This is a genomic window from Mucilaginibacter corticis, from assembly GCF_007558865.1.
Lineage (GTDB): Bacteria > Bacteroidota > Bacteroidia > Sphingobacteriales > Sphingobacteriaceae > Mucilaginibacter > Mucilaginibacter corticis.
Window position 1 is genome coordinate 2,226,194 of record NZ_VLPK01000001.1, and the last position, 12,899, is coordinate 2,239,092.

The following is a 12,899-nucleotide window of genomic DNA, read 5'->3' on the forward strand; positions in this document are numbered from 1 at the left end:
GGAAATCTTATATTAGTCTTAATAATTATTGCGTCCCTTTTTGGAAGGCTGACACGATTGTAGACGAGACAATACTGCCGATCATTGATAACGGTAGCATTAATTGCAGACTATTGTATAATGCGGAACAGATACTATCTGTAAAAAGCTCGGACTATCATAAAATATTTAAAAAAGGTAAAGATTGGGATATACGCGATGGAAGGTTAATCCTCTTACCTGGGTCAGATATACCCATTACAAAAAAACAGGATCTGGTTTTTAAAAGCTTTAGGCCCGATTTATCAATGACGGGAAAAAAGCCGGGAACTTTTGTCCTGTTCACCGAAAAACCATTTTTTAGTGCACTACAAATAGCGTTGACCTATGTTAAAGCTATAGGTGAAAAATGGCAAGGGCCAATACCTCAATTTTGTAAAATGGGTCTGCCGGTAACCTTAACAAAACTCAGAAATGAAAAACATTTAAAGATCGTATTTTATGGTAACAGCATTGAGGCCGGCTACAATACCAGCGATTATATGAATACGCCGCCATTTATGCCTACCTGGCCCGAACTCATAGTCAATCAACTTTGTAACCAATACCATTCTCCGATAGCCTACGTTAACAATGCCATCCCCGGAAAACTTGCGAGTTGGGGGTTAGAACAGGTAAACAACGAAGTAAATTCCGAAAAACCGGATCTCGTGATTATCGGGTTTGGAATGAATGATGGTGCCGCGAATGTTTCACCGGATAAATACCGCCAGGATATTGCCGGAATGATCGGGCAGATACGGCAAGTAAACGCCAGGGCTGAATTTATTCTAATAGCCCCCATGTTACCCAACCCTGATGCTACACAAAATGGGATACAATCTTTATATATGGCCGAACTGGAAAAATTAATAAGGAAAGGCATTGCAGTTGCCGATATGACCGGAGTACACGCGGAACTGCTTAAGCGTAAATCTTATCAGGACATGACAGGAAATAATGTAAACCATCCCAATGATTACCTGGCAAGGTGGTATGCCCAAACCATCCTGGGACTTTTAATTAAATAAACTAAATCTATGTTGAAAAAGTACGTTAATTTACTCATTATTAGTGGTTGTATCCTGATCACTGGGTCAGCTCAGGGACAAAATATAAAGTTAAGCGCCAAAGATAGTGGCAGAACTTTTGAAGGTATCGGCGCGGTAAGTGCTGGTGCCTCCAGCAGGAACCTTGCAGATTATCCCGAAAAACAGCGTTCGGAAATTCTGGACTTTCTATTTAAGCCAAAATTTGGCGCAGGGTTCCAACACCTGAAGGTAGAAATAGGCAGTGGCGAAAACTCGACTTGTGGCAGCGAACCTTCACACGTTATCACCAAGGACGAGTTGAACGCACCAATTGAGCGGGGTTACGAATTATGGTTGATGTCCGAAGCACGAAAAAGAAATTCCAAAATTTTCTTAGACTGCCTGCCGTGGGCATTCCCTCGTTGGACAGGAACTCGTTTTTCACAGAATTCTGCGGATTGGATAGTTTCCTTTTTAAAGCTTGCCAGAAAAAATTATGGGCTGGAACTGGATTGGATAGCGGCCGGGGAAAATGAAATGGGAACTGATCTTAATTGGGTGGCTAATACCTTGAGGCCTACACTTGATGCCAAAGGATTTTCAAAAGTCAAATTGCAAGCGCCGGATGATGACAGCGAGTACTGGCAAATATTCGATAAATTAGAAAAAGATCCCAAATTGGATAAACTGATCAGTGCGGTAGGTTATCATTATGTTGACGGTCGGGAGCCATGGAACATTGATCAGAAAGCAAATCGTCGCGCTACGGAAAAAGCGAAAAAATCTGGTAAATCTCTGTGGGCAAGCGAGGAATGGAGTCAATCAGGTGAAACCTGGGGTGGTGTTGGCACTATGTATCTAGCAAGGCTGATGAATAAGCTCTACTCCATGGACAGAATTACTAAATATGAGATATGGTGCCCGGTAGATGGTATTTATGACCAAATTATCTGGGCAAATACGGGGGCTTTACAGTCTGACTCTCCCTGGAGTGGTCATTACACAATTTGGCCATCAGTATGGGCCTTAGCCCATACCACCCAATTCGCTGAACCCGGTTGGGTTTACATGAATGAGGCTTGCGGTCAATTAGACAAATCAACCTGGCGAGGAAGTCATGTTGCTTTGAGAGATCCCAAAACGGGCGATTGGTCGGTGATCATTGTCACCGGCGATAAACGAAAAGTAAAGCTGAACATTGGCGAAGGTTTAAAGAAAGGTCCGATCCATATTTGGAGATCAACAGAAAAAGAGCAATTTGTGGAAATGCCTGTTCGAAAACTTTTAGGCAGCACTCTGGAATTAGAGTTGGATGCCGACGCAATTTATTCTATAACAAACACCACCGGGCAAAAGAAAGGGACATTCGGGCCGCCGCCGCCGGCAAAGGCTTTCCCTTTTCCCTATGAAGAAAATTTTGAAACCTACAAAGAACACCAGACACCTCGTTATTTTTCCGACCAAAAAGGAACGTTTGAAACCTGCAAATATCCGAACGGATCCATGTGCCTGGCGCAAGATGTGCCAGCTGAGGGTTTATTATGGTATACTAATTGGTTATTAAAACCTCATTCTTTATTTGGAGATCAAAATTGGTCTAATTACGCCATTGATGGCGATGTTTTTCTCGGAGGGGGAGACGCCGAAATTGGAGGCAGGTATGCCCAGAGGGACAGCCTAGGCTATAGATTGATACTTACTCGCGATGGCCGTTGGCAACTTAATTGGAAATATTCTACGTTAGCTTCCGGCCAGATCACACAATTCGTGCCTTCAAACTGGCACCATTTACGCTTGGAAATGGCTGGTTCAAATATAAGTGGCTACATAGATAATAAAAAGCTTGCATTTGTACAAAATAACGGGGGGGCAAAAGGAATGGCATTTATTGCCAGCACTTATGATAAAAATCTATTCGATAATATTAAAGTGTCACCTATAAAAAATGATCGATGACGATACAGTTTTGGAAATATAACTTTTTCGAAGTTTTGGCGAGTTTATGGTCGATAATAGCATTCTTTTACAAATAAAAACGTTTTCTTGCTTAATTTTAGATTCATGTGAAGTCGAACTAAAATGACAATAAAATTACAACTGTTATTTTATTGTATAGATTGCCGATAACGTAGGTTTTGAACACTTCATTTGATTAGTCGACCTTCAAATTCCGAGTAAAAGTTTAATTGAGAGCTACCAAACTTATACATGATAAAATTTAAGAAAATTCAAAAATTGAAAAGCGGTGCACAAAGCGAACGTCGCTTTTTTTTAAGCTTTGAAAGTTAAAACTCATATTTTGTAGAAAAGTTAAAAAATGCCCTTTAATTCCCCACTAAGGGCTATTTTGTCCATTACCTTCGACCTGAACAAATACAATTTTCATGGAAAATCTGATCAACAAAACATTTAAAGATTTCGAGAACATTCCGGGTATGGGGCCTTATGAACGAGCGGCGGAATGGAATACTTATGTAGCTGACTGGCGTTCTCGGCGCTGACCTGTTACTGGATCCTTTATGGTCTGGTAGCCGATTCGGGAATGATCCATTCGCCGAATGTCGCGATCATTCATATGTACCTGCTCGTTTCGATCTGGGCCGACAAAAAATGGGGCTGGCTGGCAATTATCGGCAATCTCTGTTTTTTCGGCTTTCTTTACTACGCAACGCTGCGGGCCCATTTGGCGGCTCCGATAGGAATGGTGCTGGGAGAACCGCTTTATGCTTTCGGGATGAATGAGCTGATCACCCTGTTTTTTGGCGGCTTCCTGGCTTACCTGCAGCTTGATCAGGAAAAGGCAAGGCTGAAGTTCAACGCTTTGCAGGAACAAAAGATCACCGTACTGGATGAAGCGGTCAAATCCAGGACGGATCAGCTCAACAGCATGCGGGAAACGATGGCTACCGACTTTCACGACCAGACCGGGAATATGCTCTCCGCGATAACGAGGCAGGCATCGCTGCTCAACATGAAACTGGCCCAGGACCATGAGGTCCGGCCCCTGGTAGACAGCATCATAAACAATAGTAACAGCTTATATGCCAGCAGCAAGGATTTTCTCTGGCACCTGAATCACCACAGTGATGAACCAGGCACCTTGTTTGATTACCTGACCGGTTACGGGCAGCTCTACTATAACCAGTTCGATATCGCCTTTTCCGCGGAAGCTGAAGCCACCAGGCAAATGCAACTGCCGCCATCTGCCGCGCTTAATATCATTTCCATATTTAAAGAGGCGATGACCAATGTGGTAAAACATGCCGGTGCCAGTGAGGTCAGGCTCAAGATGTGGATCGTACCGGGAAATGTAGTCTATTGGCTGTCCGACAACGGCTCCTGGAAAGAGGCCGATCCGGCGACCACGCATTATGGCCTGAGTAATATGGAGAAAAGATGCGCCCGGAACCATTTCCGGCTGGCGATCCACCAGCAACCCGTCGGTACTGCCGTGGAAATTACCGTTCCGATAGCGCATTTAATTTAATTTTTATGAAGAAACGAATCGTCCTTGTAGAAGATAATCCCAGGATCAGCGAAGGTTTTGCCGCCGTAATTGATGAAACCCCCGGTTACCAGGTAACCGGCAATTATGCCACTTGCGAAGCCGCACTGAAAAACCTGGCGGCCGATGCACCGGACCTGGTGTTAATGGATATCGATCTGCCGGGCATCGACGGGATCGAAGGCACACAGCGCATTAAAAAATTGCGCCCCGACTGCATCGTATTGATCATTACGGTGTTGGAAGACAGCGAAAAAGTGTTCCGTTCTTTATGTGCCGGGGCGGGTGGTTATATCGTTAAAAAACTCGGACAGCGGTCATATCGTTCAGAATATCTCGGAGGCCTTTGCCGGCGGCGCGCCGATGAGCCTGCAGATCGCAAAAATGGTCGTCCGGTCATTTTCCCGTTCTGCCGGGTCGCCGCTCTCCGAACGGGAAACCGAAGTTTTGCAGGGGATCGCCACGGGTAAAAGTTATACCAAGATCGCGCTGGACCTTTTCATCAGCAAAGAAACCGTACGCAGCAAGAATATCTATCAAAAGCTGGCCGTCAGCAGCAAGGCCGAGGCCCTGAAAATTGCGGGCACCAATAACTGGCTCAACTAATCCCCAGATTGGGGGATTGCAAGCCTTTGGTAAATCCGGTACTTTTGCCGGAAAAGGATACGGTGTGAAAAAAGTATATTTGTTGCTGGCCAGCGTTACGCTGCTGCTGTTTAGCTGTAAAAAGGATGGGAAGAAACCGGGTAGTGAACAAATAAACGTTTCGCTGCCCGATTCCACGCTTTTTGTGAACACGGTTGACCCAACCAGCGGTGGATCTGCGATCTATATACTTAATGCAGCCACCGGGAAATCCCTTGCTAAATTTACTTATCCTGCAGATGCAAGTACGACCTGGAGCTGTCCGGTCGCCGGTAATAATCTCCTATACACCCTGCAAACCACCAAAATCAATGCGGTCGACATCCACACCGGCCAGTTGGTATGGACCGACGCTGTCAATAATGCATTAACGCCAATTTTGCACCAGCAAACTTTTTTTGGGGTCAGGAAAGATAATATATCTTCATACGAAGTATATGCGCTGGACGCGACCAGGCAAAGCAATGATTTCTTATGGAAGTTTGGACTGTCTGGCGCGCCGATACAAATCAATTATTATAACGAGCTGCTGTATGTTTTTACCGATGCCACGCATCTTACTGCGATGGATGCCAAAACCGTTTCCGTCAAATGGAGCATTGCTGCGGCCTCGAATATCTCAGCCAACGCGCTCAGTGACGGCATACTTATAGCAGGCAACATAATTTACAACGCTTCATCCGGTGTGCAGATCGGTACAGCGGGTACCGTGGACATTCCGCTATTTTATTGGCCGGGTACTATTGTAAAATCACAATTATTATACGCCACACCTACGGTTTATTATGTAAAGACCGGACATTACCGGCCGGACGTATATGGGGGTTATGATTTCAACCAGGATTTCCTGAGTGAGGTAGACCTCGCGTCCGGCACAGAAAAACAGCGCAGCAAGTTTAGCGACGGTTATATTTTAGTACCTAATACCAACACCATCACCCAGCGGTGGAACAATAAGCTGATCATCAGTCAATACCATATGCAACCGGCTAAATTTGATGGCAGCTACATCAGCGACCGTTATGGCAGCATTCCGGCCGACTTGTCGGCTGAACCGGTCTTTTTTGAGACGGATTTTTCAGGACGAAGTTCCGCGTACTTCATCGCCGGTAACCTTATGTATTATTTTAAGGTTTTTTTGCCCCCCACAGCGATCAATCCATTTGTGCCAACGACCGCCAACCAGTTTCTGGCCATTGATTTAGTAACAGGTAAACAGCAATGGGCTAATGCCAAAAGTTTCGATGACTACAAAGGTTGGGCTATGGCGGCTTGCGTGTATGCAGGCGGTAAAGGGTATTCGCCCTTTATGCAATAGTGCATGACGACAGCTTGCACCCCAATCACCATTAGCGCAACTTTCCGCTCTCATTTTTTTTTCTTTGAGCAATCACCGGTTATAAAACCTGACGTGGCGCAACAATTCTAAACTTAGACCGACGGCGATATACTGTTGGCGGCAAGGATTATATTTAAGCGGTGTTCGCAGGCCATGCGGTCAATTTCAGCCAGAATAGCCGGTGCAACATCGGGCAACTGGGCGATCGCCTGCTGCAGATTCGTCAATACTTGCTCCTGACTAGCATAAAGGTGCTGCATAACCGGATCGTCGGGTTCATGTAAGACCCTTACTATACAGATCAGATTGACGCTGGATTTGAACTGCAGCAACAATTCGCCGATCAGGATGCGTAATGCCTGTTCATCTTTCATGTATGCGTGTTTTCCTGTTAACAATTTTTCCATCTTCCTGTTTGGATCAGTTGGCCCGACGAGGGTTTCCTGCAAACATTAAAAGGATGGGGTTGTTAAGCTTTTAAAACTTTGCCTTTGGTGCGGCCAGGGTTAATTTAATCTTTTAATGACAGTTTGTGGCCAATGATCACTTTCAAGAACGACCAAATTTCGTTTAAAGCGGAACAACACGAGGCGAGTTCCATTAATAATCGAAGCCTCCACATCATAAAAACGGATCTGCAAGGCCATTTTACTTATCTCAACCGCTTATTTTGTGAGACCACGGGTATTCTTGAAAGCAATTATATTGGCAAACACTACCTGGAACTGGTATTGACCGAGGACCGTGCTTTATGCAGCAAAGTTTTCGAAGAATGTCTTAAGGATCCGGAAAGGGTTCATACTGCCCGGCTGGGCAAACACACACCGCTGGGGATCGCCTACACGCAATGGGAATTTATCAGCTTAGTGGACGAGATGGGAAACCTCAAAGAGGTACTTTGCATGGGTCATGACGTGACCAGCCTGATCCTGCGGCAGGAAACCCTGGAAAACCTGGTGGCCAATACCTCCCGCCAGAATGAACGGCTGACCGAATTCACGTATATCGTGTCCCATAACATTCGTTCGCATGTAGCCAATTTAAGCGGAATTATCGATGGTATCGATCAAAACGACCGGGAGGATGTTTCCTACTCTCTCGAACTGTTAAAACTTAGTATCAATGCTTTGGACAGTACCATTCATTATTTGAATGACATCATTACCATACAGGCCGAAAAGAGTCTTCCGCTGGAAAAGATCAACCTGTTACGGGAAGCGACCAAGGTTTGCAAACTCCTGCAACTCCCGCTCGCTGAAGCAGGCGCAGAACTGCGTATGCAAATTTCGGAAACCGTTATCCTGCTCACCAACCCGGCTTACCTTGAAAGTATTTTGCTGAACTTGCTGACCAATGCGCTGAAATACAGGGATCCAGCCAGGCAGCTTGTGATCGAAATGTCGCTGGTGATCGAAGGCGATTGTCAGGTGTTGCGAGTAAAGGATAATGGTTTGGGCATTGACCTGCGACGGCATGGTGACAGGCTGTTCAAAATGTTCGGGAAGTTTCATGGCAACGATGATGCCAGGGGAGTTGGGCTCTTTATCGTAAAAACCCAAGTGGAGGCCTTAGGTGGGGAGATCACAGTAGAAAGTGAGCCTGGGAAAGGTTCCATATTCAATGTATGCTTTAAGATCGGAGAATAATGCTGTTTTCGCTAATTTATATGAGTAAAGCCTGTGGACCGATGGATCATGGCGCACTCCATCAGTTACTGGAAACGGCGCGAGCTTATAATCATGACCATGGGATCACGGGCATGTTGTTGTATAACAAAATGGGACAAGCAACTGATGATGCCGGCCGGTTCATCCAGGTATTGGAAGGTGTAAGGCCAGAAGTACTTACGCTCTTCGAGAAAATCAAAACGGATGATCGGCATCTGAAGGTAAAATTGCTTTACCAGACGGAGATCAGGGAGCGTAGCTTCCGGGACTGGTCCATGGGTTTTGCGGCCTTAACCGAGGAAACGGCGGCCGGGTTTCCCGGTTATTTCGAACTCAACGATGATTTTTTGCTAGAAAAACCCAAAGAACAGTTTGATATGGCAATGATCTTTTTACGCAGTTTTTACCAGTTAAGCGGACGCTGATATCGGCTACAATGATAGCATTAGGAACCCAACAGGGCAGAACCGCTTCAAGAGGATTTTCGAGGCTTTCGGACGTAGCGAGATCAACGAGGGCATGTGCCAGTTGCTGGATTATCCCATGCAAGAGATCCTGGGCACCAAGATCATGGTTTATACCCATCCTGACTATCGGGAAAGATGGCACCAGCTGCAACTAGCATTATGGCATCACGAATTGGCGGAAAGCAGTTTTAATCATGAGCTTAGTACGTCGGGGTACAACTTTTAGTTTTTAAAGTTACGATAGATCGTCCGCAACGCCTAATTTTGCCCCTGTAAAGAGAAAATTCCATGGCTTCAGGCATTTTTGCAATTCTGGATGATATCGGCGCACTTATGGATGACGTGGCGGTAACGACCAAAGTGGCTGCTACCAAAACGACGGGCATTTTAGGGGATGACCTGGCGGTAAATGCCGAGAAAGCTACCGGCTTTGTCGCCTCGCGCGAATTGCCGGTGCTTTGGGCGATCACCAAAGGTTCGCTGTTCAACAAGCTCATCATCGTACCGCTGGCCTTGCTGCTGAATGCCTTTTTCCCGGCAGCTATTACAGTCATTCTGCTATTAGGCGGGATGTACCTGGCTTATGAAGGTGTTGAAAAGATCGTGGAGTTCCTGTTCCATCGCGCACATCAGCCGGAAGTAGTCACTGCCTCAGAGCCTGTTGACCCGGTGACGGCCGAAAAAGCCAAGATCAAAGCGGCGGTAACGACTGACCTGATCCTATCGGTGGAGATCGTGATTATCGCGCTGGGGACGGTGGCGTCTATGGCATCGTGGCGCTGATCGTCCGCATGGATGATGCCGGTTACCGCCTGATCGGCCGGACGAAGAACAAGGGCTGGCTTGCCGTGTTAGGGCGCCTACTGGTGCGCGCGTTACCCGTCATTATCAAAATGCTAAGCTTCGTCGGCACCCTGGCCCTGTTGCTGGTGGCCGGCGGTTTATTTGTCCACCAAGTGGAGGCGCTGCACCACCTTTGGCCGGCGATGCCAGGTTTGCTTAAAGAACTGCTGTCGGGACTGGCCGGCGGCCTGCTCGTGCTGGGAATGGTCAGCGGTGTAAGGCGCTTGAAAAGAGTCCGGACGCCAGGGCATTGAGGTTAAAGATTCTTTGTGCCTTTTTCGTAGTTTTGTTTTATGACCCTGCAGGAAGCCCGCCAAAACCGCTGGATGCGTTATTTTACCACTTTTGTCAGAGTGGCCCTCGCCTTTGGCTTTTTTACTGCCGGGATGGTTAAGATCATGGGCGAACGTTTTGCCAGCGGCCTCTCGGTGAATCATCCCATGGGGCATTACCTGGAAGCGCTGTCGCATACCGGCAATTATTACCTCTTCATCGGTATTGCCCAGGTCCTGGCCGCTGTCTTACTGCTCATCCCGCGCACGGCCTTGCTCGGTGCCATCCTGTATTTTCCGGTCATCCTGAACATCTGCATCCTTTCACTGGCGGTTCGTTTTGAAGGCTCCCTCATTACCTCCCCGCTCATGGTCTTGGCTAATTTGTACCTGCTGTTATGGGATTGCGACAAACTCAAACCCCTATTCCAAAGGGCTAACCGCCCGCAAACGCTCAGCAACCAATTCCCCTGGAAATTCTTCGCAGCCGGTTTGGCCATAGTCGCATTGGTCGTATTGATCCTGACCCACGTCTACGACATCATGCCCCGCAACAGCCTTTCCGATTGCGAAACGCAATGCAAAAACAGCAAAGACCCCGCGGCCTGCAAAGTCTTTTGCGAAGGGATTCACAGCAAAGGCGAACCGCTGGACAAAGCGCTCGACGATTATCACCGCGCCATTCAAAACAAATAGCTGATATTGCAATCCATTAAATGAAAAAGATCAATTTATTTTTATTATCGCTTGGTTTGTTTGCTTTTATAAACCATGCTAACGCCCAAAACGATAGCACAACCAAAGCTCACCAAATACTGCGCTTAGAACAGCAACTGGCAGATGCTTTGCAGATTGACACCGCCTTATGGTCGAAATATCTTGATCCTACCTGGCATATTGTCGACGAAGATGGCAACGGTATGTTTAAAAAGGAGTTTCTGACTTCATTCAAACCCTTTCCTAAAAGTATTGCCATTCATGCCGAAGTAACGAAACCTGTATTTTCCTTTCACGGCGACGTGGCGGTAGTACAATATGTGGCTGATGAATATGAAACCGCTTACGGGCAACAGGTCCACACTACCTACGGCACCATGGATGTGTGGTACCGTAAAGGTGACTCGTGGCGCATGCTAAGCATGGAAGATTTCGAGATCCCTGCCCTGCCGCCAGCCGTTAAAGTCAGCGATGATATTCTTAAAAGCTACACAGGCACTTATCGCTTGGATGACGACCATATTGCCATTGTAGAATTAAAAGATGGCAACCTTAACCTACAAAAGAATAAAGGCGCTATCGTGCCTTTACATGCCGAAACCTACAACGTTTTTTTTAGAAAAGAAGATGCGCGGGGGCGCAAACTGTTTGTTAAAGACGAGAACGGACAGTGGCAGTTACGAGAGCGGCGCAATGGGCAGGATTTAGTGTGGAGGCGGATTAATTAATCCCTCCAGCGCTATCTGGTAAATGTTTCGTAGTCCGTTTTTATTGCTGTGCAGTTGTTGTAATATTTTTTGGGTACCGGCCGGCTTTTCGCGTTCAGCAGGCGCTATTGTTTCTCTGGCCGACGAAAAATAGAGTGTTTTATTATCGCGCGACAGACCGGCAGAACCGTCCGCGCCCGGGGTATTTACCTGCGGGCCCAAGTTAATGGGCGCTGACCATTGCCCGTCTGTATTGCGAGATATCCATAAGTCTGTGCTGCCTATTCCCTTGCGGTTATTGCTTGAAAAAACGACAAAGTTTTCATCGCTGGCTACCATCGGGTCAAAATCAATGAATTCTTTAGCGTTAAATCCTAATTTTTCAGGCGGCAGGAAATTGCCGTTTTTATACACGCAGCGATAGATCTCCGAATCCCCGTCAGCCGACATGGAGAAATAAATGTTTCCGTTTGCGGTAAAAGTGCAGTGGTTAGCTATCGCGCTATCGGGTATTGGTAAATTAACCAAAATCGGCTCTGAAACAACCTCCGCCCCTTTTAATTTCACGCGGTACAATTTATAGGCGTAGTCCTTAAACGGCTTACCGGGAACAGGTCTGTCAGACGAGAAATACAAATACTGCCCATCAGCCGATACAAAAGGATCGCAATCGCGGTATTGCCCGGTAAATTTTACGGCCTGTGGCGCGCTCCAAGCTCCGTTCTTTAACTTGGAATAAAACAGGGCGATGTAGGACCAATTAACGCTGGCTTTTGTAAAGAACACTGTTGCGATCAGGTGTAAAACTGGCGTTAAAGGTCATATCACCATTATTGATAACGCTGCCCCCAAATAGTTGTGCCGGGCTTTGCGCGCGGGCAATAATGGCGTTAAATGATAGCACGATTACAATTAATCTTTTCATCGCTTAATTAACATTAACGGGCATTCTTATTTTTGATCGGTGCATGCCCTGGCCGTAGTCGTCTTCTTCCCGTAAAAAGTCATGGCCGGCCTTGCTGATCCAATAAGTTTCTGAGTAAGTGATTTTACCGGATGTACCCTTGGTGAATAATTTCCAGCAATCTACCTGCTTACCGCCGTAATTGAGGACTTCGCTGCCGATAACCGTGTATTTTATAAATTCGGGTGGTGAAAGTCCGGCGTCGTAAAAGTTGATCGCAAATACTTTACCAGCAGCCAGCGGCAGCATTTCAAAAATTTCAATGTCGACGTTCCAGTTATAATTAGGCGCATGAAAATCGAGTTTAAAGTCTTTTCTAAAATTATTTGCTACGCTGTCCGCTCCAACAATATTGCTGTCTGTCCAGTTATAGGCACCGGTTTTTCCCTGTACCATTTCTTTGTGATAGATGGGCGCAAAATCCGAGGCCCGATTGATCGAATAAGCCTGCCGGTAACGTAAGGTGTCGGAAGCATACCAGTGTTGCGTAGTGGTGAATACCAGTTGGCCACTGCGTTGCTCTTTTTTGATCTCACGCATCCAATACCACAAAAAGCGGCTTTTAGGTGTTCTGGGATCGGTGATTACAATCATATATTGCCGCATCCCGGGTTTTAACCAGGCCGTGTTTAAAGCTTTACCCGGTAAACGGATAGTATCGGTTTGGGCATATCCGCTTGTGGAAAGGGTGATCAGCAAGATGGGTATTATTATTTTTTTCATG

General features: G+C 46.4%; 15 protein-coding genes and 1 pseudogene. 12 read left to right on the forward strand and 4 right to left on the reverse strand.

The window, feature by feature from the left end; genetic code table 11:
- The first annotated feature begins 287 nt into the window (after nt 1–287).
- The 6 genes from FO440_RS09825 to FO440_RS09850 all read left to right on the forward strand — a co-directional run bounded on the left by FO440_RS09825 (nt 288) and on the right by FO440_RS09850 (nt 6,517).
- Nucleotides 288–1,049, forward strand: a complete 762-nt coding sequence (locus FO440_RS09825; RefSeq protein ID WP_186292618.1) for an SGNH/GDSL hydrolase family protein — start codon at nt 288–290, stop codon at nt 1,047–1,049.
- Between the two features lie 9 nt (nt 1,050–1,058).
- Complete coding sequence (locus tag FO440_RS09830) at nt 1,059–3,005, forward strand: glycoside hydrolase family 30 protein (protein ID WP_144248016.1); 1,947 nt, start codon at nt 1,059–1,061, stop codon at nt 3,003–3,005.
- Nucleotides 3,006–3,591: 586 nt separating this feature from the next.
- The gene (locus FO440_RS09835; protein WP_144248017.1) at nt 3,592–4,536 is read left to right on the forward strand and encodes a sensor histidine kinase; all 945 of its coding nucleotides are present in this window, start codon (nt 3,592–3,594) and stop codon (nt 4,534–4,536) included.
- A 5-nt stretch (nt 4,537–4,541) separates the two neighbouring features.
- The gene (locus tag FO440_RS09840) at nt 4,542–5,024 is read left to right on the forward strand and encodes a response regulator (RefSeq protein WP_186292620.1); all 483 of its coding nucleotides are present in this window, start codon (nt 4,542–4,544) and stop codon (nt 5,022–5,024) included.
- Nucleotides 5,002–5,160, forward strand: coding sequence for a response regulator transcription factor (locus FO440_RS09845; protein ID WP_186292621.1), 159 nt, complete (start codon nt 5,002–5,004; stop codon nt 5,158–5,160). Before FO440_RS09840 ends, FO440_RS09845 begins: the two co-directional genes overlap by 23 nt.
- A gap of 64 nt (nt 5,161–5,224) precedes the next feature.
- Nucleotides 5,225–6,517: an outer membrane protein assembly factor BamB family protein gene (locus tag FO440_RS09850; RefSeq protein ID WP_144248020.1), complete on the forward strand. Its 1,293-nt coding sequence runs from the start codon at nt 5,225–5,227 to the stop codon at nt 6,515–6,517.
- Between the two features lie 113 nt (nt 6,518–6,630).
- Here the strand turns inward: FO440_RS09850 and FO440_RS09855 are convergent, their stop codons facing one another.
- Nucleotides 6,631–6,945: a hypothetical protein gene (locus tag FO440_RS09855; RefSeq protein WP_144248021.1), complete on the reverse strand. Its 315-nt coding sequence runs from the start codon at nt 6,943–6,945 to the stop codon at nt 6,631–6,633.
- 132 nt (nt 6,946–7,077) lie between these two features.
- Here FO440_RS09855 and FO440_RS09860 point away from each other — a divergent pair, with 132 nt between their 5' ends.
- The 6 genes and pseudogenes from FO440_RS09860 (at nt 7,078) to FO440_RS09880 (ending at nt 11,232) form a co-directional block, all read left to right on the forward strand.
- Nucleotides 7,078–8,184, forward strand: coding sequence for a PAS domain-containing sensor histidine kinase (locus FO440_RS09860; RefSeq protein WP_144248022.1), 1,107 nt, complete (start codon nt 7,078–7,080; stop codon nt 8,182–8,184).
- On the forward strand, nt 8,184–8,630 hold the full coding sequence (locus FO440_RS09865) for a BLUF domain-containing protein (RefSeq protein ID WP_144248023.1): 447 nt from the start codon (nt 8,184–8,186) through the stop codon (nt 8,628–8,630). The genes FO440_RS09860 and FO440_RS09865 overlap by 1 nt, the downstream gene beginning before the upstream one ends.
- Nucleotides 8,631–8,748: 118 nt before the next feature.
- Nucleotides 8,749–8,898: a hypothetical protein gene (locus tag FO440_RS24390; protein WP_222103952.1), complete on the forward strand. Its 150-nt coding sequence runs from the start codon at nt 8,749–8,751 to the stop codon at nt 8,896–8,898.
- 107 nt (nt 8,899–9,005) lie between these two features.
- Nucleotides 9,006–9,769, forward strand: a pseudogene (locus tag FO440_RS09870) (DUF808 family protein).
- 39 nt (nt 9,770–9,808) lie between these two features.
- Nucleotides 9,809–10,483: a DoxX family protein gene (locus FO440_RS09875; RefSeq protein WP_144248024.1), complete on the forward strand. Its 675-nt coding sequence runs from the start codon at nt 9,809–9,811 to the stop codon at nt 10,481–10,483.
- A gap of 20 nt (nt 10,484–10,503) precedes the next feature.
- A complete protein-coding gene (locus tag FO440_RS09880; RefSeq protein WP_144248025.1) occupies nt 10,504–11,232 on the forward strand; it encodes a nuclear transport factor 2 family protein in 729 nt (242 codons plus the stop codon).
- Here FO440_RS09880 and FO440_RS09885 read toward each other — a convergent pair.
- The 3 genes from FO440_RS09885 to FO440_RS09890 are packed head-to-tail and all read right to left on the reverse strand — an operon-like array spanning nt 11,209 to nt 12,898.
- Entirely contained in the window at nt 11,209–11,997 is a 789-nt protein-coding gene (locus FO440_RS09885) for a TolB family protein (RefSeq protein WP_144248026.1), read from the reverse strand. The two genes, FO440_RS09880 and FO440_RS09885, sit on opposite strands and share 24 nt — an antisense overlap.
- On the reverse strand, nt 11,972–12,136 hold the full coding sequence (locus FO440_RS24395) for a hypothetical protein (RefSeq protein WP_186292624.1): 165 nt from the start codon (nt 12,134–12,136) through the stop codon (nt 11,972–11,974). The genes FO440_RS09885 and FO440_RS24395 overlap by 26 nt, the downstream gene beginning before the upstream one ends.
- A 3-nt stretch (nt 12,137–12,139) precedes the next feature.
- Nucleotides 12,140–12,898: a DUF3108 domain-containing protein gene (locus FO440_RS09890; protein WP_144248027.1), complete on the reverse strand. Its 759-nt coding sequence runs from the start codon at nt 12,896–12,898 to the stop codon at nt 12,140–12,142.
- Nucleotide 12,899 lies beyond the last annotated feature (1 nt).

Coding starts and splice junctions, on each gene's coding strand:
- FO440_RS09825 (WP_186292618.1), top strand. CDS start 288: ATGACGGGAAAAAAGCCGGGAACTTTTGTCCTGTTCACCGAAAAACCA.
- FO440_RS09830 (WP_144248016.1), top strand. CDS start 1,059: ATGTTGAAAAAGTACGTTAATTTACTCATTATTAGTGGTTGTATCCTG.
- FO440_RS09835 (WP_144248017.1), top strand. CDS start 3,592: ATGATCCATTCGCCGAATGTCGCGATCATTCATATGTACCTGCTCGTT.
- FO440_RS09840 (WP_186292620.1), top strand. CDS start 4,542: ATGAAGAAACGAATCGTCCTTGTAGAAGATAATCCCAGGATCAGCGAA.
- FO440_RS09855 (WP_144248021.1), bottom strand. CDS start 6,945: ATGGAAAAATTGTTAACAGGAAAACACGCATACATGAAAGATGAACAG.
- FO440_RS09860 (WP_144248022.1), top strand. CDS start 7,078: ATGATCACTTTCAAGAACGACCAAATTTCGTTTAAAGCGGAACAACAC.
- FO440_RS09865 (WP_144248023.1), top strand. CDS start 8,184: ATGCTGTTTTCGCTAATTTATATGAGTAAAGCCTGTGGACCGATGGAT.
- FO440_RS24390 (WP_222103952.1), top strand. CDS start 8,749: ATGCAAGAGATCCTGGGCACCAAGATCATGGTTTATACCCATCCTGAC.
- FO440_RS09875 (WP_144248024.1), top strand. CDS start 9,809: ATGACCCTGCAGGAAGCCCGCCAAAACCGCTGGATGCGTTATTTTACC.
- FO440_RS09880 (WP_144248025.1), top strand. CDS start 10,504: ATGAAAAAGATCAATTTATTTTTATTATCGCTTGGTTTGTTTGCTTTT.
- FO440_RS24395 (WP_186292624.1), bottom strand. CDS start 12,136: ATGAAAAGATTAATTGTAATCGTGCTATCATTTAACGCCATTATTGCC.
- FO440_RS09890 (WP_144248027.1), bottom strand. CDS start 12,898: ATGAAAAAAATAATAATACCCATCTTGCTGATCACCCTTTCCACAAGC.